The sequence below is a fragment of the Coraliomargarita parva genome, from assembly GCF_027257905.1.
GTDB classification, from domain to species: Bacteria; Verrucomicrobiota; Verrucomicrobiia; order Opitutales; family Coraliomargaritaceae; genus Coraliomargarita_A; species Coraliomargarita_A parva.
The window spans coordinates 64,277-81,986 of the sequence record NZ_JAPZEI010000012.1 but is presented as its reverse complement, the minus strand read 5'-3'; the positions used below and the strand labels follow the sequence as shown (position 1 = coordinate 81,986).

26 protein-coding genes are annotated in these 17,710 nt (G+C 54.7%); 20 read left to right on the top strand and 6 right to left on the bottom strand.

Going from position 1 to position 17,710, the window contains the following annotated elements:
* Positions 1 to 49: 49 nt before the first annotated feature.
* A complete protein-coding gene (gene nusG / locus O2597_RS16245; RefSeq protein WP_269526522.1) occupies positions 50 to 592 on the bottom strand; it encodes a transcription termination/antitermination protein NusG in 543 nt (180 codons plus the stop codon).
* A 143-nt stretch (positions 593 to 735) separates the two neighbouring features.
* On the opposite strand from nusG, the gene O2597_RS16240 reads away from it, so the two are divergent.
* Positions 736 to 2,151 (top strand): exopolysaccharide biosynthesis polyprenyl glycosylphosphotransferase, encoded by a 1,416-nt coding sequence (locus tag O2597_RS16240; RefSeq protein ID WP_269526521.1) that lies wholly within the window; start codon positions 736 to 738, stop codon positions 2,149 to 2,151.
* Positions 2,152 to 2,172: 21 nt separating this feature from the next.
* Here O2597_RS16240 and O2597_RS16235 read toward each other — a convergent pair whose 3' ends face one another.
* Positions 2,173 to 3,495 carry a hypothetical protein gene (locus O2597_RS16235; RefSeq protein WP_269526520.1) on the bottom strand — a complete coding sequence of 441 codons (1,323 nt, stop codon included), beginning with the start codon at positions 3,493 to 3,495 and terminating at the stop codon, positions 2,173 to 2,175.
* A 48-nt stretch (positions 3,496 to 3,543) separates the two neighbouring features.
* Positions 3,544 to 4,086, bottom strand: coding sequence for a L,D-transpeptidase (locus tag O2597_RS16230; protein WP_269526519.1), 543 nt, complete (start codon positions 4,084 to 4,086; stop codon positions 3,544 to 3,546).
* Here O2597_RS16230 and O2597_RS16225 point away from each other — a divergent pair.
* Complete coding sequence (locus tag O2597_RS16225) at positions 4,086 to 5,099, top strand: aspartate-semialdehyde dehydrogenase (protein WP_269526518.1); 1,014 nt, start codon at positions 4,086 to 4,088, stop codon at positions 5,097 to 5,099. The genes O2597_RS16230 and O2597_RS16225 overlap by 1 nt on opposite strands.
* A gap of 70 nt (positions 5,100 to 5,169) precedes the next feature.
* Here the strand turns inward: O2597_RS16225 and udk are convergent, their stop codons facing one another.
* Positions 5,170 to 5,775 carry a uridine kinase gene (gene udk, locus O2597_RS16220; protein WP_269526516.1) on the bottom strand — a complete coding sequence of 202 codons (606 nt, stop codon included), beginning with the start codon at positions 5,773 to 5,775 and terminating at the stop codon, positions 5,170 to 5,172.
* Positions 5,776 to 5,873: 98 nt separating this feature from the next.
* On the opposite strand from udk, the gene O2597_RS16215 reads away from it, so the two are divergent.
* Positions 5,874 to 6,284, top strand: coding sequence for a hypothetical protein (locus O2597_RS16215; protein WP_269526514.1), 411 nt, complete (start codon positions 5,874 to 5,876; stop codon positions 6,282 to 6,284).
* Positions 6,285 to 6,289: 5 nt separating this feature from the next.
* Here the strand turns inward: O2597_RS16215 and malQ are convergent, their stop codons facing one another.
* Complete coding sequence (gene malQ / locus O2597_RS16210) at positions 6,290 to 7,816, bottom strand: 4-alpha-glucanotransferase (protein WP_269526513.1); 1,527 nt, start codon at positions 7,814 to 7,816, stop codon at positions 6,290 to 6,292.
* A gap of 273 nt (positions 7,817 to 8,089) precedes the next feature.
* Here malQ and O2597_RS16205 point away from each other — a divergent pair, with 273 nt between their 5' ends.
* The 8 genes from O2597_RS16205 to O2597_RS16175 are packed head-to-tail and all read left to right on the top strand — an operon-like array spanning position 8,090 to position 11,869.
* Entirely contained in the window at positions 8,090 to 8,488 is a 399-nt protein-coding gene (locus O2597_RS16205; protein ID WP_269526512.1) for a hypothetical protein, read from the top strand.
* Positions 8,489 to 8,535: 47 nt separating this feature from the next.
* Positions 8,536 to 8,850 (top strand): hypothetical protein, encoded by a 315-nt coding sequence (locus tag O2597_RS16200; RefSeq protein WP_269526511.1) that lies wholly within the window; start codon positions 8,536 to 8,538, stop codon positions 8,848 to 8,850.
* The gene (locus O2597_RS16195; RefSeq protein WP_269526510.1) at positions 8,847 to 9,605 is read left to right on the top strand and encodes a helix-turn-helix domain-containing protein; all 759 of its coding nucleotides are present in this window, start codon (positions 8,847 to 8,849) and stop codon (positions 9,603 to 9,605) included. The genes O2597_RS16200 and O2597_RS16195 overlap by 4 nt, the downstream gene beginning before the upstream one ends.
* Positions 9,602 to 9,931, top strand: coding sequence for a hypothetical protein (locus O2597_RS16190; protein ID WP_269526509.1), 330 nt, complete (start codon positions 9,602 to 9,604; stop codon positions 9,929 to 9,931). Before O2597_RS16195 ends, O2597_RS16190 begins: the two co-directional genes overlap by 4 nt.
* Positions 9,931 to 10,116 (top strand): helix-turn-helix domain-containing protein, encoded by a 186-nt coding sequence (locus O2597_RS18755; RefSeq protein ID WP_425603763.1) that lies wholly within the window; start codon positions 9,931 to 9,933, stop codon positions 10,114 to 10,116. The genes O2597_RS16190 and O2597_RS18755 overlap by 1 nt, the downstream gene beginning before the upstream one ends.
* Entirely contained in the window at positions 10,091 to 11,026 is a 936-nt protein-coding gene (locus O2597_RS16185; protein ID WP_269526508.1) for a hypothetical protein, read from the top strand. The genes O2597_RS18755 and O2597_RS16185 overlap by 26 nt, the downstream gene beginning before the upstream one ends.
* Positions 11,019 to 11,630: an ATP-binding protein gene (locus O2597_RS16180; RefSeq protein WP_269526506.1), complete on the top strand. Its 612-nt coding sequence runs from the start codon at positions 11,019 to 11,021 to the stop codon at positions 11,628 to 11,630. Before O2597_RS16185 ends, O2597_RS16180 begins: the two co-directional genes overlap by 8 nt.
* Entirely contained in the window at positions 11,627 to 11,869 is a 243-nt protein-coding gene (locus O2597_RS16175; protein WP_269526505.1) for a hypothetical protein, read from the top strand. The genes O2597_RS16180 and O2597_RS16175 overlap by 4 nt, the downstream gene beginning before the upstream one ends.
* 264 nt (positions 11,870 to 12,133) lie before the next feature.
* Here the strand turns inward: O2597_RS16175 and O2597_RS16170 are convergent, their stop codons facing one another.
* On the bottom strand, positions 12,134 to 12,499 hold the full coding sequence (locus tag O2597_RS16170) for a hypothetical protein (protein WP_269526504.1): 366 nt from the start codon (positions 12,497 to 12,499) through the stop codon (positions 12,134 to 12,136).
* A 70-nt stretch (positions 12,500 to 12,569) separates the two neighbouring features.
* Here O2597_RS16170 and O2597_RS16165 point away from each other — a divergent pair, with 70 nt between their 5' ends.
* From O2597_RS16165 to O2597_RS16125, 9 genes are all read left to right on the top strand, one after another.
* Complete coding sequence (locus O2597_RS16165; RefSeq protein ID WP_269526503.1) at positions 12,570 to 13,409, top strand: major capsid protein P2; 840 nt, start codon at positions 12,570 to 12,572, stop codon at positions 13,407 to 13,409.
* Between the two features lie 81 nt (positions 13,410 to 13,490).
* A complete protein-coding gene (locus O2597_RS16160) occupies positions 13,491 to 13,724 on the top strand; it encodes a hypothetical protein (RefSeq protein WP_269526502.1) in 234 nt (77 codons plus the stop codon).
* 2 nt (positions 13,725 to 13,726) lie between these two features.
* Positions 13,727 to 13,957, top strand: coding sequence for a hypothetical protein (locus tag O2597_RS16155; RefSeq protein WP_269526501.1), 231 nt, complete (start codon positions 13,727 to 13,729; stop codon positions 13,955 to 13,957).
* Positions 13,935 to 14,390 (top strand): hypothetical protein, encoded by a 456-nt coding sequence (locus O2597_RS16150; protein ID WP_269526500.1) that lies wholly within the window; start codon positions 13,935 to 13,937, stop codon positions 14,388 to 14,390. Before O2597_RS16155 ends, O2597_RS16150 begins: the two co-directional genes overlap by 23 nt.
* 152 nt (positions 14,391 to 14,542) lie before the next feature.
* Complete coding sequence (locus O2597_RS16145) at positions 14,543 to 15,049, top strand: hypothetical protein (protein WP_269526499.1); 507 nt, start codon at positions 14,543 to 14,545, stop codon at positions 15,047 to 15,049.
* Positions 15,046 to 15,624 carry a hypothetical protein gene (locus tag O2597_RS16140; RefSeq protein ID WP_269526498.1) on the top strand — a complete coding sequence of 193 codons (579 nt, stop codon included), beginning with the start codon at positions 15,046 to 15,048 and terminating at the stop codon, positions 15,622 to 15,624. Before O2597_RS16145 ends, O2597_RS16140 begins: the two co-directional genes overlap by 4 nt.
* Positions 15,624 to 16,124 (top strand): hypothetical protein, encoded by a 501-nt coding sequence (locus tag O2597_RS16135; RefSeq protein ID WP_269526497.1) that lies wholly within the window; start codon positions 15,624 to 15,626, stop codon positions 16,122 to 16,124. Before O2597_RS16140 ends, O2597_RS16135 begins: the two co-directional genes overlap by 1 nt.
* Positions 16,121 to 16,591: a hypothetical protein gene (locus O2597_RS16130; RefSeq protein ID WP_269526496.1), complete on the top strand. Its 471-nt coding sequence runs from the start codon at positions 16,121 to 16,123 to the stop codon at positions 16,589 to 16,591. The genes O2597_RS16135 and O2597_RS16130 overlap by 4 nt, the downstream gene beginning before the upstream one ends.
* The gene (locus tag O2597_RS16125; protein WP_269526495.1) at positions 16,588 to 17,709 is read left to right on the top strand and encodes a right-handed parallel beta-helix repeat-containing protein; all 1,122 of its coding nucleotides are present in this window, start codon (positions 16,588 to 16,590) and stop codon (positions 17,707 to 17,709) included. Before O2597_RS16130 ends, O2597_RS16125 begins: the two co-directional genes overlap by 4 nt.
* Position 17,710 lies beyond the last annotated feature (1 nt).

The following is a 17,710-nucleotide window of genomic DNA, read 5'->3' as shown; positions in this document are numbered from 1 at the left end:
GTGGTCTGGGATCAGGTAGTGGAGCGCGGTCGGGTCGGGCGGAACTTGCTTAATCCTTGCGGCTTAGGATGATATCTTCAGCACTGACAGCTACAGTGATCTCACGTCCCAGGAAATCTAGCAAGATTTGTATGCGCTCCCTCGACGGGAGTTGAGCGATGACCCGCCCGTTGAGCCCCTGCAGGCTGCCGGATACGAATTCAACCTCGGCTCCGGGCTTGATGCTGAGGTCCGGGGCTTCAAGCAAGCCCTCCTCGGGCAGGCTTGCCTTTAACTCCTGTATCACCCGGTCCGGCACGGCACGGCGCGTCCCGCTCTCGACCAGGCGGCTGACCCCCTGGGTATGGATGACCAGACGGTAATGCTCCCGGAATGAAAAACGGGCAAAGATGTACCCCGGAAAAAGCGCTTCGACAAAACGTTTCTTCCCCGCCTTGGTTTTCTTGATCTGGCTGATGCGCGGACAAAAGACCTCAACCCCTTCATGGCGGTCGAGCATGGCCGCCGCGATATGCTCACGCTTGGTTTGCGTGCGTAAGCAGAACCAGTCGCGTTGGTTTGTCCGGGCTGTTCCCTTGGCTGAAGACTCCATTTTGCTTAAAAATCTGACCCTAGAATAGAGAGGATTGCTTTCAATCGTAAACGTGCGTAAGATATTATTGGTGAAAGGTACATGCTTCTACTATTTACACGACCCAAATCACTTGCCTACAGTGCGCGCTTTCTGAACTTGTCATGATCGGTAACCGAAGCCAGGGACTGCGACTTTTGAGCCATGCCTTTATTGTGCTCTATATGCTCGCTTTGTTTTCCATCATGATGGTGATCGGGGTGCACTGGATGAACCGTCTCAACTATGACTTGTTCAACACCCCCCTTTATTTCTTCGGGGTCTTTGTCGCCGGTCTGCTGTGTTACAACTCCCCGAGCACCGGTTCGGGCAGCGATTTGTCATCCTTCCGCTGGGTCAATGCCATTCGTCGGACCAACTACCAGTTCCTCATCCTGGCTGCCGTACTGTTCGCTATCGCATTCACTACGAAAGACCGAGGGATCAGCCGTTTGTTTCTCGGTTCCTTTCTAGCCCTTTTCTGGTGCAGTTCGGTGCCCTTGAACCGGTTTATACCCGAGTGGATCGCGGGCATTGCCTTCCGCGGCAGCAATTCGGTCCGTACCATTTTCCTGGGAAGCGCCAAATCGGCACACCAGTTGGAGTCATGGGCCCGGCGGCAACCGTTTTTCGGAATCGAGATAATCGGTCTTGTGACCTATGAAATGGCGACGGAGACCAACTTAAAGATGCCTGTGATCGGTGAGTTCATGGATCTCGAAGATGTGATTGCAGGTCACCGGGTGGATCAGGTGGTCTTGCTGGAAACCCGCAACTCAGACTGGTGGGTGGATTCCGTTGTTGAAACCTGCGGCAAGGCCGGTTGCCGGATTCTCATCTTCAATCCTTGGGAGGAATATTTCGACCAGGAACTGACGCCGGTCTATCAGGGTGGGCACACTTTCTTCACGCTGCAGCCGGAACCGCTCGAAAATCCATTGAACCGGGTCCTCAAACGAGCCTTGGATATCCTGATCTCGCTGCCGGTTGTGCTTTTCATTCTACCGATGCTCTGCCTTCTGGTGAAGTTCTTTCATTTGCGCCAGTCGAAAGGCCCGCTGTTCTTCCTGCAGGGGCGCTCCGGGCAGCGTGGGCGTGAATTTAAGATCTACAAATTCCGAACCATGCACGACAGCGGTGAGGACCGTACCAACGAGGCAAAGCAGGCGACCCGGGGCGACAGCCGTATTTTTCCCTTTGGCCAGGTCATGCGACGCACCAGTATTGATGAATTTCCCCAATTCATCAATGTTCTGAAAGGGCAAATGAGTGTGATCGGACCTCGACCGCACCTGCTCAAGCATGATGTGGCATTCAGCGATTTCGTCGATATTTACCGGACACGCCATTTTGTGAAACCCGGTATTACCGGACTGGCCCAGTGCCGGGGCTTCCGCGGCGAAGTGACCGACCCCAAACTGATCGAGGAGCGGGTCCGCTACGATCTGGAATACATCCGCGGCTGGTCCTTATGGCTGGATGTCTGGATACTGCTCCGTACCCTTGTTCAGATATTCCGGCCGCCAAGGACGGCTTACTAGACGGGCAGGGGCGACAGCCTCTTAGCGGGGACGTCCTCCCCCTCCACCCGGCGGGGGACCGTCGCCACCTGGGCCACCACGACCGCCCCAGCTGCGGGCATTGAGCAGGGTTTCCTTTTCTTCAGCCGTATAATCGCTACTATCGAGGTATTCCTGAAACCCTTCTGCGTCTGTTTCTTTCCAACTCGCGGCGACACGTTCAACCATGCGGCTTTGCATGCGCTCATTGGTGATGGACTCAGCCCAAGTCATGGCGGTCGCCGGATCTTCTTCTGCCGCACGGAAGGTGTAACTGGCCACGGCACGGTCCAATTCCGAGGACGCCGGCAAGGAATTCAACCATTCCGCAGAGGCCGTCAGGTCATAGCGAGCCCATTCACGGATAATCTCTGATGCGGCCCGACCCAATGACGGATCATCAATTGAGAGCGAGCTCATCCATGCGGCCGCAGCTGCCGGATCGTTTTCCGCCCATTGACTCAACAAGGCGATTTTAAGTGATGCCGGCGCTTCATCCCCGAGGGATGTGACATAGGCGGCGGCATTTTCCGGGTCGTAGGAGGCCCATTCGTTCACCAATTCGCGCAAAAGGTTCTCTCGCTGGGAGCTATCGTCGGCCGGAAGCGTTTCGATTGTCAGCATGGCAGCTTTCACGTCGCCGTTGCGAACCTGTGTCTCGATCACCTCCGCAAGGGCGCGACTCCGCAACATCGCTTCGGCACGTGATCCGGATTCCAGTAGAAGTGCGGCTTGGAAAGCAGCGGCCGGGTTATTCTGCGCATAACCGCGAAAAATCGCAAGCATCTGTGCATTGCGCACGGAGGCCGGCTCATTGGCGAGCCCCGTGCTCGCCCAGTTGAGAGCGGCGACAGGGTCCACTTCACCCCAGATGCGGAGAATGGCTTCTTTCGCGTGCTGGTTTTCTCGGAGCGAAGTGATCTGCGCCGTCATTTCCATCGCTTCCAAGGGGTTGGTTCTGGCGAGTTGTTCGAGCAGGTCACGGATCAAACGGGTACGGTTTGGGTCCGATTGAGGCATGGCAAAGGCAGTCGCCAGCAATGCACGGGCCTGCTCCGCACTTAAGGCGGGGATGTCGGAGTGTGAGAGGTTGGCGACGGTCAGGACTTCCCCCTCAGCGACCTCAAGGAGAGCTTCGTCAGACTGCGCCGCCTCCCCGGACTGCGCACCGGCTTTCGCCGAATTCGCGGATCCCGGCAACATGGAAAGCTTGCCTGTATTTGAAGAGTTTGGACCGTCCGGATTGGAAGGTGCGACAAAATAGCCGACGGCGAAGCCCAGCAAGATGCTGCCAAGACAGAAGAGGGGGAGGGGGATGCGCTTCATAATTGGATTCCAAACCGCATTGATCGACAACGGACGGGAATAGTTGCATCAATTTACAATAAAAATCAAATCACCGCGTTGGATCCGCTCAAATACTTCAATTACATCCCGGTTTGAGAGCTCGATGCAACCACCGCTAAAGGGCTGGCCGAGCCTATTTTCATGGTTGGTGCCGTGCATGTAGACATAGCGGTCGTAACTGTCGCATTCCGGTCCGGCATTATGCCCGTCCTCCAGTCCCCGCATTCTGATGATTCGGGTGGTAATCAAGTTGGCGGCTTGTTCGCCCTCAGGGTATTCATGGTAGACGCGTCCGGTGGGCACCCGGCCCTTGAATACCATGCCGGAAGGTTCCCCGTCTCCGATTTTATCCGCAGCCTGATGCAGTCCGGTTGGTGTGCCGAAGGAGTTGGCCCGGCAGGATGGGGGATTCTTAGAGGTCGAAACCGTGTAGAGCGTGGATATTTGATCGTTCTCGACCAGTGCCATGGCCTGGTCCGGAATCGACACAATCCATACCCGCTCTGTGGGCGTGATTGACAAGGCCTCGCAGCTTTGTTTTACACGCCGGCTCTCTTTTATAAAATCCAATGGCATACAAAGTTGGCATCCTCGGCGCGACCGGCGCAGTCGGTCAAGAAATCATTCGTCTCCTCCACGAGCGTGCGTTCCCCATGGCGGAACTTCGCTTGCTGGCTTCTGCTCGCTCTGCGGGTAAGACCCAGTCCTACGGAGACAAGACCTGGACGATCCAGGAAGCCACCCCGGACAGTTTTGCCGGCTTGGATGTCTGCATTTTCAGCGCCGGCGGCTCGCAGTCCACGCTCTTTGCGAAAGAAGCGGTGAAGCGCGGCTGTATCGTGGTCGACAACAGTTCCGCCTTCCGTATGGATGAATCGGTTCCTTTGATCGTCCCGGAGATCAACCCCGACGCAATCGACGCACACAAGGGCATCATCGCGAATCCGAACTGCTCGACGGCGATTACACTGATGGGGCTCTATCCGCTGCACAAGGAATTCGGGCTCAAGTCCTTCATCGCGTCCACTTACCAAGCGGTCTCCGGCAGTGGAGCCGGCGGAATCGCCGAACTGGACGACCAAATCCGAGCTTGGGTGCACGGCGGCCCCATTGACAAGTCGGTCTACCCCCACCAAATCGCCTTCAACCTGATTCCGCATGTCGATGCCTTCCTGGAGGACGGCTATACCAAGGAAGAAATGAAAATGCTGAATGAAGGACGTAAAATCATGGGACTCGAGGACCTCAAAGTGACTTGCACTTGCGTGCGTGTCCCCGTCTTCCGCGCGCACTCGATCTCGATCAGCGCTTCCTTCGAAAAGCCGGTTTCCATTGAAGCGGCCCGAAAGGCGATTACGGCCTTTGAGGGCGCCGAACTGGTGGACGAACCGGAGGCCCTGAAGTACCCCATGCCGCTCGAATATTCGGAGGTGGTTCCATGTGGCGTTGGCCGGATCCGAAAAGATACCGTCTTCGATAATGGTCTCGCATTTTGGGTGACCGGCGACCAGCTGTGGAAGGGGGCCGCTTTAAATGCCGTCCAGATCGCGGAGCTGCTTCACAAGAAACAACTGATGAGCTAATCGCGCGATTCCTCGTCCAGACCTTTCCAAGAGCGGAAGAGTGCGTCGCATTCTTCCGCTCTTTGTTTTCTCAAGGGCCGCCCTCCAATTGCTGCAGGATCTGGTCCACGGACTCGTTCGGCGGGGCGGTACCACTCAATACAAGATCGGCGTTCGCCGCGCTGGGACGGATGTAAGCGTGCACCGCTGGCAGAACCGTCCGATTAAACTGCTCGGTCACACAGGAAACCTTGCGGCCGCGCTCACAGACATCCCTGCGGATACGACGCTGGAGGGCCTCGGCATCATCGACATCGACAAAAACGGCAAGGTCGGCAAACGCGTCCAACTCAGGGTAGCAAAGGGCGAAGATTCCTTCCGCGACGATGTATGGGCGAGGGTCCAGATGCTTGCATTCCTTGCGCCGGGAGTGGCTCGTGAAATCATACAGAGGCATCTCGATTGCCTCGCCCGCGTGCAGACGCTTCAGGTCGCGCACCAAGCGATCTCGCTCCCAGGCCGTCGGTTGGTCATAATTATAGCGTTGCCGCGCCTCGATGCTGAGATGGCTCAGGTCGGCATAATAGTTGTCGAGCGATAGCAGGTGGCAGGCCTCCTGGCCCAGGGCTTCAATCAATGCGGTGGCAACGGTTGTTTTTCCCGCCCCGGAAGGCCCTCCGATCAATATGAGTTTCACCACCATTCTCAACGCATGCTGTCAGGCCGATCACATACTCGTAGCGGTGAAGCTACAAGCTGGTATTTTGAGAGCGGACCTGCAATATAACGAAAGTAATGGAGTCACATCTTTTTGTCCTACGGCACATGGTCGACTTTGGCTTGCTGGTCCTTTTGTACCTGGTGCAATCCATCATTTATCCCTCTTTTGCCGTGGTAGAGGGCACACGGCGCGAATCATGGCACCGGATCTACTTGAAACGGATGACTCCCTTCGTCGGCCTGTTGATGTGCGCGCAAGCCGGCATCCTAAGCCTGCAACTTCTATCCGACGGTGCGACTTGGACCGAGGTCGTCTCGATCGCATTAGTGGCGGTTTGCTGGTACCTCAGCTTTCGGGTGTCCATGCCCCTGCATCGACTTGTCGCGAACGGGGAAGGGGACTGCGATATTTGTCGCCGCCTGGTTCTGACGAACCGCCCGCGCCTCTGGGGCTGGTCGCTGGTCTTCCTGTTGGGCTGGATCTGACCGGGCTATCGCCCGTAGAGGGCAATCAACTCGCGGATATAGTGCGCGCTGTCCTGTATGAGCTGTTCCAGTTGGTCGCCCATATAGCGCCATTGCCAGTTGCCCATGGCCGCGCCGGGCGTGTTGAGTCGCCCCTCGCTCCCTAAACTCATCAAGTCCTGGAGCGGAATCACGGCGAGATGCGCGCTGGACTTGATGGCCGCACGGATCAGGTCCCAGGAAATATGATCGCCCGAGATGCCGAGATAGCGACGCACATGGTCCTGCGTCATCGCATCGACCTGACGGTACCACCCGTGGCTCGTGTCATTGTCGTGGGTCCCGGTGTAGGTGACGCAGTTCCGGTTGTAGTTGTGAGGCAAATACGCATTGTCCGCATCGTCTCCGAAGGCAAACTGGAGCACTGCCATACCGGGCAGGCCGGTCGACTCGAGCAGGGCGCGGACATCGTCCGTAATCTCCCCAAGGTCTTCGGCGACAAGCTTGGCTTCAGGAAATTCGGAACGTATCTCGCTGAACAATTCCAGGCCGGGGGCATGGATCCATTTGCCGTTGCGCGCGGTCGTATCCTTGGCCGGAACGGACCAGTAAGATTCGAAACCCCTGAAGTGATCGAGCCGGACGATGTCGTAAAACTCCAAGTTGCTGCGGATGCGCTCCAGCCACCAGCCAAAGCCGCTTTCTTGATGGACCGACCACTCGTAGAGCGGATTGCCCCAGAGCTGGCCATCGGCCGAAAAATAGTCGGGAGGCACGCCGGCAACGGCCTTGGGGGAGAAGTCCTTGTTCAACTGGAACAATTCGGGGTGCGACCAGACGTCCGCGCTATCCATGGCCACGAAAATCGGCACGTCGCCCATGATCTCGACACCATGGGTGCCGGCATATTCGCGGAGTTTCGCGAGTTGTGCGTAGAATACGTACTGGAAGAAGACATGAGCATCTGCCAGATGTTGGGCATCCGCAGGCATACCGGCGGCACGTGCTTTCTCTATATTCCGGTAGGTCGCCGGCCATTCCAACCAGCACTTGCCGTCGAAATGCGCCTTTAGTCCCATGAATTGGACATAATCCGGCAGCCAGTGGGATTGAGCCTTGGTAAACTGAGACAAAGGCCCGTAGTCGCGAAACGATTTGGCGCCGGATTTTTCGAAGCGGGTATAGACCTCAAGCATGATGGGCCAGAAGATCTGGTACAAGGTACCGTAGTCGACATGATCGCGGGGCAAGCAGCGCAAGCTTTCATATTCGGCATCTAAAAGCAGGCCATCCTCAAGGAATGGGGCCAGGTCGATGAAATAAGGGTTCCCGGCGAAGGCTGAAAAGCATTGGTAGGGAGAGTCACCGTATCCAGTCGGCCCAAGGGGACATAGTTGCCAGATACGCATGTCGGCCTCTTTAAGGAAATCGACAAATCGGTGGGCACCTGCGCCCAGGTTCCCAATTCCGCTTTCAGATGGTAGCGAACTGAGATGCAGTAGGACACCGGAGGCGCGTGTATCAAGCCAGTTGTATAGAGGAGCCTTGTTCATTTCGATGTGCAGCACAATCAGCCAGCAGGATAGAGGCCGTCAATCGTTCTAAGCATTCAGACGTTAAAATTAAACCGCCACGTTACAGGGAATCCGCCTTATTCCCAAAATTCGCAATTAGACATAATATATATTGTGCGTGCGATTTGCAAGTCGTTGCTAGTCAACGCTTTAGGAAATGGCCGCATTTGCCGTTGTGGGGACTTCGGCAGATGCGGCCACAATTTTTGCGGGTAATCAGCCCGCTTCACTGAACACAAAACCATAAAAACAATGAATAGTCCCCATACTAAGACGGAAAACGTAGAAATCCCAGCCTCAAAAGGCCCTTGGTCGGTTTCTCATACGTTCGATTGCGTTGCAGGCAAGACAAACCCGGTTGAACGCTTTCGGGGGTATTGGCTCCAGAACAGCAAAACGGCTGGCAGGAAGTCATCTGCGAGATTCACGGACACCCGGAAAACCGCGCGGCCAATGCCGCCGCAATCGCTGATGAGCCGCAAAATGATTGAGATTCTACCAATTTTTGCGGCCTTCTCGCTTGGCTGGGGATTGTGCCGATTGCTGAACGCCAACGAAGCAAAAAAGGCGTTTTTTGATGCCTACGACATTGGCTATACTCAGGCCTGCGATGATTACATAGCGGACCACAACGCGGAGGATGCGCAATGAGCTATTGTATCATCGACCGCGAAACCGGAGAAATTTTGCACTCCGGGATGAACTATCACGAAGCTGTCACTTTCCGCGAAAAATGCTGCAACAGTGACGCCTACGACATTCAAGACGAATCAGGCGGATATACAGCCGTTTACGATCTGCAAGACGCAGACGAACACGGAAACGTCAAATATTCCGATTTGCGCGTTGAAATGTCGGCTATTCGTGCCGGGAAACTACTCAGAATCGAGAAAGCCGGGCATGATCTGGCTCACGCTGCCGCAAATATCCTAATGGCACTTGAAAACGGCCTTGGTTCGATTGCCAACCCGAAGCAACTCAGAGAGTCACTGGAGGCTTTCCGCGCGTCATGAGCTACATACAGAAGGCAAATGACTTTTGGGCGGTGCAGGCTGTCACTGACACCATAAACGCAAAGGAAATCGCCCTTTTCTTCTGGCTTCTGAATGTCGCAAATCGGCTTCATTGGCCTTTGGAGTTCGAACCGTCCGCAGCAAAGACCTGTGCGGCGCTTGGAATCACCAGCCGGAGCACGCTTGCGCGGAGCCGTGAACGGCTCGCTGAGGCCGGATTGATCCGTTTTCGTATCAATCCTACATCAAAAAAATGCACGTATTCGCTCGAAAACTGCGACACAGCACGCGCAGAAACTGCGACACAACCTGCGACACCTAGAGAAGACAGACAGATTGAGACAGAGAGAGAGACAGATGTTTCTGGCTCTACTCTCTCTCTTTCTAATTTTGGGGAATTGGTGGAGAAGGCAAAGGAGCACTTTCCAAACCGTGCAGACGTGGAGGAATGCGCGGAGGCGGCACGCGATCACTACGCTGCAAAAGGCTTAAAACTCACGTTTGCGAAGTTGCGAGCGTGGATTGCTGGAGAAAAATTTGCGAAGTTCAAGCCGAAGCCGGACCCAGCCAAAGACCTGCCGGAGCCGCAAGGCTGGCGGCAAGCGTTTGCGGAGGAATACGGGCGCGAGCCGGAGGAATCCTTTTCCGTATTCGCGCAAAAGCATCCAGACCTTGCGAAAGCATTGCGCGAGAAGTGCGACGGAAACTGCGACACGGAACGCGACGAAAATCGAAACGGAAAGGATGCGGCATGAACGGCTTCGAATTCCTCTTGAACGAGCTGGAGAGCCAGCAATTGCAAGTCTGCCTCGCGCCAGCGACGGAGCCGAAGCACGAAGGCCATCAAGTGCGCGTGGTCATGGAGCGCAATCCGCCTTGGTATCGTCGGCTTTGTGAGTCGTTTCCTAGCAGCCGCGCCGGGCGAATCCGCACTCGGGTAAAGCGTCAACACATTTTGCGGCTTCTGGATCGTCTAGCAGCCGGAGAAAGGCTGGATTCTCAATACGTGCCGAACTTAGAGCGATACGCAGCGGAGAAGGCCGGAGAATTCATAGATTACGACGAAAGGAACCCGTTTTGATGACACAGCCAGGATACACAATCGAAGAATTTGCACGCGCTTTGAAGAAGTCCGAAAGCACGGTGCGGCGCATGATCCGTGCCGGAGCATTGAAGGCGGTCAAATACTCTCCAAGAGACACCAGAATCACAACAAACGAAGCAGAAAGGTTTTTGAATCATGGAATCACTGACACAGGAAATTGAATCGAGCGGCGAATTTAAGGCCGTTGAAATCAGCGCCGGAGCGCCGGAGGCATCGCCTCCAATCGTGCCGGAAGCCAAACCAGCGCCGGAAATCACACCTCCAGTGCGGAAACAGCGCAAAAAGCGCCGCAACCGTAGCAAAGCAGAGGTTTTCTTTGACGATGCGGAAGGATGCTGGAAAAGCCGTTGCAATGGCCGCACGTTCAAGCATGAGCCTGCAATCCATCAGCCTACAGACGCGAGCGGCAAGCCTCCAGTGACGGCTTGCGGTGCGTTTGCTCGCATCCCTAAGAATTTGCGGAAGTTTTCGGAGCCAGCGCCGGAGCGGAAGCCGGAACCGGATCCGACAGAGACGCCGGAGCCGTCCAGCTCAAGCGCCTTCCCGGAATACGCGCCGGAGGTCAAAGCCTTCGGAGTGACGCCGGAGGCCGCAGAGCAATCGCCCTCCCCTTCCCCTTTTGCGGAAACGAGCGCACAGCCCGGCACAAAGCCGACAGAGTTGCCTGTTGCCGCTTATTGCGTCGATACACTCTTAAAGATCGGTGAAGCCTTCGGAGGTCCGAAAGCGCCGGAGGTGCAAAGCGGCTCGCCTGTCAGCATGGAGGAATTACGCCTCATGATGATTGACGGAATCAACGATGTTTTCCCGCGTGCCGGAACCCTCAACATGGGACCAAAAACGCGTCTTGCAATCGGCTTTGGCGGCTATCTGGCCATGTGCTACGCGCAACCGGAATTCCGCAAAAACGTTCAGCCGATACAGCAAAGCATTAAACAGCGCGTTTTCTCGTCTCTCTACAAGGCAAAGGTGCGTCTCGCTAGCTGGTGGAACGCTCGAAAGGCTTTGAAGAATCACAACGCGAAGCAGGCCGCAAACTCTCAACCACAACAGGAAAACAACGATGCTTAAAGACAGCGCAAAAATTCAACACTCCTACATTGTCGGCTCTACCGGGAGCGGCAAAAGCTTCATCGGAAAGCGGCTGGCGCGTGAAATCCGCATGAGCGGCTTTCCCGTATTCGTTGCGAGCGCAAAGGCACGCCGGAAGAATGCGGACGGCAGCGAAAAATCAGACGTGAAGGAATGGCGCACGTTTGCCGGGGCTGACTTCGTGACGGGCGATCCGATGCAGATTGTCAAAATGTGGGATGCAAACCGCTTGCCGCCTTGTTGTATCGTATTCGATGAGGGAGCCGTGGACCTCGGAAACAACCCGGACAAGCTTGTAATGGATATGTTTCAACTCTGCCGGGACGATCATATCAAAATCATTCTCCTGTCACAGAACTACAAGCGGACCTGTAAAGCGATCCGGGACAATTGCGCGGATTTGCGGCTTTTCGGTTGCGGCTCGGACGATATGAAGGCCGCACGCGGCGACTACGCTTTCAACGCAGCCAGTGAGCAAACAATCGAACGCGTATGCATGTTGAACCAATACGAATATTTGCACGTCAACAAAGCCGTGCAAATCTGTGAAGTGATCGGCAGAGACGGAAAGGCGCTGAAATGAACGCATCTGACACAGAATTTTTCGAGAAGAATTGGAAGCGTTGGATTGCGGCGAATCCTAAACCGGAAAACTGGAAAGGAACTCCGCGCGAATATGCACAGTTAGAAATGCCGTGCCGTGGATATATGGGACGCGTCGGATTCTATCTTTCTCTTTTCTTTTCAGCGAACATATCAAGTGAGGCGCAGATGGTGCCAGAGCCGCACACTGACGAGGACGTGCCACCGCCGCGCGTGTAGCCGAACGCTCAAGGTGAGGCGCGGCGCTAGCCGTTGCCTCCGCCTTGTTCTCGGAACTGACAACACCACTTATATGAAAGCTAAAGACATACAGAAAAACGTAATTAAAGCTCAAAAAATAATACTCGCAAAGCAAGCCAGAGAGGACGCCGACAAGAGCCACATAGGGCGGGCGATGTCTATGGAGGGTTATGTCGGGGGATACGTTCAAGCTCTGGCCGATGTAATACATCTTTGTAACGATGTTACGCCCGAAACTCGGGACTACTGGCGCTTTCTTTCTGAGAACCCCGAGCTTTCGAATGAAGCGAAGCGGCATTGCGAATAGCGTTTGTTCGCTCTTCTCTTTCCCGTCCACACAGAGTCATAAACGAGCATAGAAAACCTTACAGTTTCACGCAAAGCCAAAGCCTCGACAGGTAAAACGTCGGGGCTTTTTCGTTGGGCTTCGATGAAAGTGAAAACAGCAGCAAAGGTTTTTTTAGTGGGCGGGGTGCTCGCTGTCTCTGCGGCTTTTTTGCGCTCTAAACTCAACATCAAGTTATCATGAAAATCGACGTGAAAACCTTCGTAATGCTCACCGCTGCCGCTCTCGCTGGTGGTATCCTCTCGCAAACCGGCGTTGCTCAAAAGGCAGTTCAAAAGCTTCCTTTCTAAGGTCCGCTTTTTTGCCGCTCAACTATAACCAGACTTTAAAATCATGAGTCCCAAAAAGCGCCGCCTTCCCAGCGTGGTCAACAAAACCGCAGGCTCGACCTGTGTGCTTGACCTCCCTACCGGAGCCCTCCGGTATTTCTATATCCTTCTTCAGTTGACGAGTGGAGCCGCCGCCGCACGCGCCGTTTCCGACATCATCAAGGAAATCCGCATCAAGATCGACGGGCGTGTCGTGCATCGCATCCTTGCCGCTCAAATCGACTACTTGCGCGAGTTCAACGGTCCCGGCTATTCCTCTTTTTCGGTGGGGAATGATCCGTTCCTGAAAATGCACTTTGCCGAAATGTGGCGGCGCACCGCAGGCGGTGAAGACGCGCTTGCATGGGCGATGGGCAACATCGGCACGCTGCAAATCGAATTCGACATTCAGCCTACCGCGTTGAATGCGGAGCTTGCCTTTACCGGCATCTCTTCGGTCGATTACGTCAACGGAAAGCTTGGAGACATCGTGCAGGTGCTTAACAGCACGGTCCCGGCAAACGGAGCGGGCAAGTTCACGCTGTCCACGCTTCCGAAAGACCTGCCTTACTATCGCATCCACTGTTTCACTGACAAGATCGACAAGGCAACAGTCACTCTCAATGGCAACGTTGAATTCGAACTGACAAAGAACGAATCGCTTGCGGACCAGTCCATTGACGGCCTGAACCCGACCAGCACGGTCTTTACCATTCCGTTCGACCAGCGTCAACGTGTCGGTGACTTCATCGACCCGCGCGGCGCAAGCGAGTTCGCAATTGAGTTCGAATGCGCGGCAGGCATGGTTCCCTTCCAAATGGTTGTGGAGCAAGTCGGTCCGCACAAGCCGGGCGCTGCCGCCTAGTTTTTTCTATCCAGATTGGTCATCGGGAAGCCTCGCCCTATCGGGGCGGGGCTTCTTTCTTTTTCAAACCTTCAAACCATCATGGCAGGCATCATTTCCACAGTTCAAGACGTTCTCGATTTTGCGACCGATAACGCACAGAAGATTTTAGACCTTCGCAATCAGTTCGATCCTCCCAGCAATCCGAGCAACAATGCACGCGTTGAGCCGGAAGAACCGAAAGTTATTTTCGCGTCCATTCCTCCGGTTGTCACCGTTGCCGGTCTCGGCATTCTGGCCTTCGCTGGCTTGGCTCTAATCACACGGAAAGGCTAAGCATGGCAACAGGTCTCGCACTCGCATCGACAGCCGCCACAGCCTACGCATCGTCTCAACAAGGCGGTGCAGGCGGTGGCAATGTTGTCGTTCCTCCGGCTCCTATTGACTTGGAGCAAACTGTCAGCTTTGGCGGTGCCCGGAAAGGCACACTTGAGCCGACAACCGCAATCGTGATTGCCGCAGGTATGGCTCTTGCCGTTGGAGCTTATGGTATCGCTAGCAGAAAGTAACACGAAGCGTTTCAAACGTATTCAGCGCGGCAAGTTCGTCCTACGTGCTGGCTTTCTTGACGAGCAAAAGCGCCGCGATCTGCACCGCGTCATTCCGTTCGACAATGCAGTCGAGTCCATGCACGCGCTGGAAAAGCAGGTTCAGAGCGGAGAATGCACGCTGGCCGGAGTGTTTGAAGAAGGTCAGGAAGTCGGCTGGACGATCTTCAAAGTGATCGAAGAAGACCACGGCAGAGAACTCCTTTCCGTGGCATCGCGCGGAAATAGCAAGTCGGACCTCTCCAACGAAATCATACCAATTTTAGAGGACATCGCCCGGCAATACGGTTGCCGCTCGATTCGCCTTCACACCATGCGCACAGGGCTTGTGCAGAAACTCATCAAACTTGACTGGTTCGTTTCCGAAGTGGTCATGCGAAAGGAAATTCAATGATTGAATCTTGTTACGATCCGCAGGACGCAGGGCCTTCGCTAGGCTTCCGCGCCAATTCTTTCCGGCCTCACTTCAAAGGCTCCAGTTCGAAGTCTAGCAGTTCGCAGACCACGACAAACAAAGACAATTCATCCATTGTCGAAGACGAGGGATTGAATTCGACAGACGGCTCAATTGCCGCTCGTGGCGATGCTTTCAACGTCTCGACCGGAGGCGGTAAGAACAGCAATTCCACGATCAACATTCAGACGATGGATTCTGAGGTAATCGGCCAATCGCTCGATTTTGCGGCTGAAACGCTGGATGCGAATAACCAGACAGTTGACCGTGCATTTGACTTCGGAAAAGACGCACTCGACACCGTGACCGGCACAGTTGACGAGGCTTTTGGTTTTGGCCGTGACTCGCTCGACTTCGGCCAGGCTGCACTTGATTTTGCTGCCGGGTCCGACGAACGAACCGCAAACGTCATCAACGCATCGACTGAGGGCCTTCGACAGCTCTCCAACAAGGTGATTGACGCCGTTTTAGAGGATAACGCCAGCCAGCGCGAAAGCGCCTCAAACGAGCTTCTAAACGCCGTAGGCAAATACTCCACAATTATCGTTCTAGGCGTTGCCGCCGCAGGTGCCTACGCGATCAGCCGCAAATCAGCATGACCACGAATAATACACAACTAGGCTACCGGAAATATACCATTCCCGCCAATGGTGAAGTTGACATTCCGGTCCCGGACGCCTCGCAAGTCCGCTTCTACGAATCGAACGGCGCTTTCAGCGTGTCAATCGACAATGGCGAGCTTGTGCCATTCACTAAAGGCAAGAAATTCAAGCTCCCCGGAGACGACACCTTGACTGTGCTCAAGCTGCGTGACGACAGCGGTTTCGACAACGCCGTTTCTTTCTACTTCGGAAACGTGGAAGTTGAAGACGACACTTTCCAAGTGCTCAACGGAGAGGATTTGATCGGGCCGCGCCCGGACGCCGCAGAGCTTCTTTTTGACGACACCATTGCCGCTGCCGCCGCAGAAGTCACTGTGCACGCATCCAGCGCCGACACCGCAGAAATCCTTGCCCACAACTACGGGGCGAATCCGGTTGAAATCAGAAACGGTGCATCCGAAATAATTGATGTGCTCGCAGCCGGAGAGAAAGCCAGATACATAGTGACGGCGGGCCTGAAGGCTTACTCGACACTCGGAACGGATCTGCGCGTTTCCCGTTTTTTTTTCTAATGGATGACTTGTTAAAGTTTGCCGCTTTTGACTTCGCAGTCATCCGCTATGAATGGACAGCAGAAGGCGGCACCGATCTGGACACCCGCACAAAGGTAATTCAGCCTTTGATTGCAGGTGAAGTCGGATGGTCCCGGCTTTCGAATGTTGGCGATTATTTGCTTTGGGGCGGTGACAACACGGAAACCGGACAAGAAAGCATCCTGATCGACTTCAAGAAGCTTGCAGAGGATTACCCGGAGCAGACGCCGCTTGAAGTGCAGCTTGCGGCCTTCTGGTATGCTGTGCGCAATTCTGGAGACTTCAATCTGACTTTCGAAACCTACAAGGGCGGCACTATGGAGCAAGTCGGCTTTGCCTTCGAAAACGTAGGCGGTGAACTGGTTCAGACTCAAACGGTAGGCCGCAACGTAGCAACAAACATTTCCGCAGACGTTGACGGTGAAATCGTCGGCTCGATCACATACAACCCGGCAACCCTTCAAGCAACGTTCGCATGAGCATAACCTACGATCCGCCTAAAAACCATATCGGCACGATTCTTACGAGTGCCCGGTTTCAAAAGATTTATGCCGATGTCACGAAGCAATATCCATCCGAAACGGTAAACAGCCGCGCACGTTGGGCATTCATCCTGTTTATGGGCTGGAGCGGGTCTTTCTTCGGCATCAAATACGGTCCGACCTACGCGGAACGCTTCACCCTGCCCGGCTTTAGCATCGCTCAGAAAAATGCCGTTGACTACGCGGCTTCACAAATCACCGCGCAACCGGGCAATCACGCACCGATTGAAGACGGTCCCGACCTTATTTTTGACATCATCCCGGACGCAGCCAGCGCCGCAGTCGATGGCGCACTAGACGGCCTCGACAACATCAAAACAGTTCTCAAGTGGGGCATTCCGATTGCCCTACTCCTCTACTTATCTCCACAGCTCATTAAAGCTTACAAAGCCGCCACAGAATGAAGAATCCACGCCGCAGATTTGATCCGACAAACGGAACCGAACCCGTACCAGCATACAAGCCAGATGCAGAGATTGAAAAGTGGATTTTCGAGCAAGACCTGTTACCGGAGGTATTCAGCGCAACAGTGCTCAACCTTATTGCCACAAGTGCAGAGCTTGACGCTATTGTTCTAGGATCTGGACAAATCGCACTCGAAACGGCTGGAGGTGTGCCCGTCTCGATTCGTGGCGGTGACGGACTCACGCAAGGCGGCTTCCTTTTGGCCGGTGGCCCGGCCATCGCTAACAGCCTTTTTGTGGCAAAGAGTGGCAACGATGGAACCGGCACGCGTGGCCGAATGGACAAGCCATTCTTGACCATGACAGCCGCACTAGTGGCAGCACAAGCAGGCGATACGATTTTTGTTTATCCCGGAGACTACACCGGCGAAGCAGCCGCTATTTCCGGGAAGGATGGCGTTGACTGGTTCATTTTCCCGAATGCCACCGCTAGGAGCTTTAGCGTGGTGACTGACATTTCATTCAAGGTCGATAATCGTGGAGAAGGCACCGGCTTTCTCGTAAACTCTGCCGCCGCCAATGTCGAATGGTATGGCCGCGCATCGTTCATGACTATTTCAGCCGGCACGGTTTCCGTTCAAGATGCGTTAATCGGTGGCACGACAATTAACGGCGTGGCAACTCTCACGTTCCGCAATTGCATATTCGAATCCAGTTCAAACATCGGAACCGTCATCGACGGCGCAAATGTGACCGCAATAGATTGTAAGTTCTCGTCTACAGCAAATGGCGGTGAAGCGATCACGATTCGCACAACAGCAAACAATGACGCAGTAGTTAAGTTGAAAAATTGCTCGCTCAAAGCAGGGCCTGTTTTTGGCCTGAATCAGCGGTCCGAAGGGCTGAACATCGACAGTGCAACTTGGGCCGGAAGTCTCATACTTGAGAATTGCACGATTGAAGCAACGGAAGGCACTCAAGTCCCTGTAAGCATCAAGGCAAGTGCCGCTTACAATGTGGTAATCCAAGGCACTTTGAGCCAGACGCACGCCGCAGACGCAAACGTGACTTTCGTAGGCGGTGCTCCAACAACCAACAGCGCGTTTGTCGCAATATGAC

Bases quoted from the DNA above. Each gene is read 5' to 3' on its own strand.
- O2597_RS16235 (WP_269526520.1), bottom strand. From the start codon at position 3,495: ATGAAGCGCATCCCCCTCCCCCTCTTCTGTCTTGGCAGCATCTTGCTG.
- nusG (WP_269526522.1), bottom strand. From the start codon at position 592: ATGGAGTCTTCAGCCAAGGGAACAGCCCGGACAAACCAACGCGACTGG.
- O2597_RS16125 (WP_269526495.1), top strand. From the start codon at position 16,588: ATGAAGAATCCACGCCGCAGATTTGATCCGACAAACGGAACCGAACCC.
- O2597_RS16135 (WP_269526497.1), top strand. From the start codon at position 15,624: ATGGATGACTTGTTAAAGTTTGCCGCTTTTGACTTCGCAGTCATCCGC.
- O2597_RS16195 (WP_269526510.1), top strand. From the start codon at position 8,847: ATGAGCTACATACAGAAGGCAAATGACTTTTGGGCGGTGCAGGCTGTC.
- O2597_RS16160 (WP_269526502.1), top strand. From the start codon at position 13,491: ATGGCAGGCATCATTTCCACAGTTCAAGACGTTCTCGATTTTGCGACC.
- O2597_RS16130 (WP_269526496.1), top strand. From the start codon at position 16,121: ATGAGCATAACCTACGATCCGCCTAAAAACCATATCGGCACGATTCTT.
- O2597_RS16180 (WP_269526506.1), top strand. From the start codon at position 11,019: ATGCTTAAAGACAGCGCAAAAATTCAACACTCCTACATTGTCGGCTCT.
- O2597_RS16200 (WP_269526511.1), top strand. From the start codon at position 8,536: ATGAACTATCACGAAGCTGTCACTTTCCGCGAAAAATGCTGCAACAGT.
- O2597_RS16185 (WP_269526508.1), top strand. From the start codon at position 10,091: ATGGAATCACTGACACAGGAAATTGAATCGAGCGGCGAATTTAAGGCC.
- O2597_RS16150 (WP_269526500.1), top strand. From the start codon at position 13,935: ATGGTATCGCTAGCAGAAAGTAACACGAAGCGTTTCAAACGTATTCAG.
- O2597_RS16225 (WP_269526518.1), top strand. From the start codon at position 4,086: ATGGCATACAAAGTTGGCATCCTCGGCGCGACCGGCGCAGTCGGTCAA.
- malQ (WP_269526513.1), bottom strand. From the start codon at position 7,816: ATGAACAAGGCTCCTCTATACAACTGGCTTGATACACGCGCCTCCGGT.
- O2597_RS16190 (WP_269526509.1), top strand. From the start codon at position 9,602: ATGAACGGCTTCGAATTCCTCTTGAACGAGCTGGAGAGCCAGCAATTG.
- O2597_RS16240 (WP_269526521.1), top strand. From the start codon at position 736: ATGATCGGTAACCGAAGCCAGGGACTGCGACTTTTGAGCCATGCCTTT.
- O2597_RS16140 (WP_269526498.1), top strand. From the start codon at position 15,046: ATGACCACGAATAATACACAACTAGGCTACCGGAAATATACCATTCCC.
- O2597_RS16215 (WP_269526514.1), top strand. From the start codon at position 5,874: ATGGAGTCACATCTTTTTGTCCTACGGCACATGGTCGACTTTGGCTTG.
- O2597_RS18755 (WP_425603763.1), top strand. From the start codon at position 9,931: ATGACACAGCCAGGATACACAATCGAAGAATTTGCACGCGCTTTGAAG.
- O2597_RS16205 (WP_269526512.1), top strand. From the start codon at position 8,090: ATGAATAGTCCCCATACTAAGACGGAAAACGTAGAAATCCCAGCCTCA.
- O2597_RS16165 (WP_269526503.1), top strand. From the start codon at position 12,570: ATGAGTCCCAAAAAGCGCCGCCTTCCCAGCGTGGTCAACAAAACCGCA.
- O2597_RS16155 (WP_269526501.1), top strand. From the start codon at position 13,727: ATGGCAACAGGTCTCGCACTCGCATCGACAGCCGCCACAGCCTACGCA.
- O2597_RS16175 (WP_269526505.1), top strand. From the start codon at position 11,627: ATGAACGCATCTGACACAGAATTTTTCGAGAAGAATTGGAAGCGTTGG.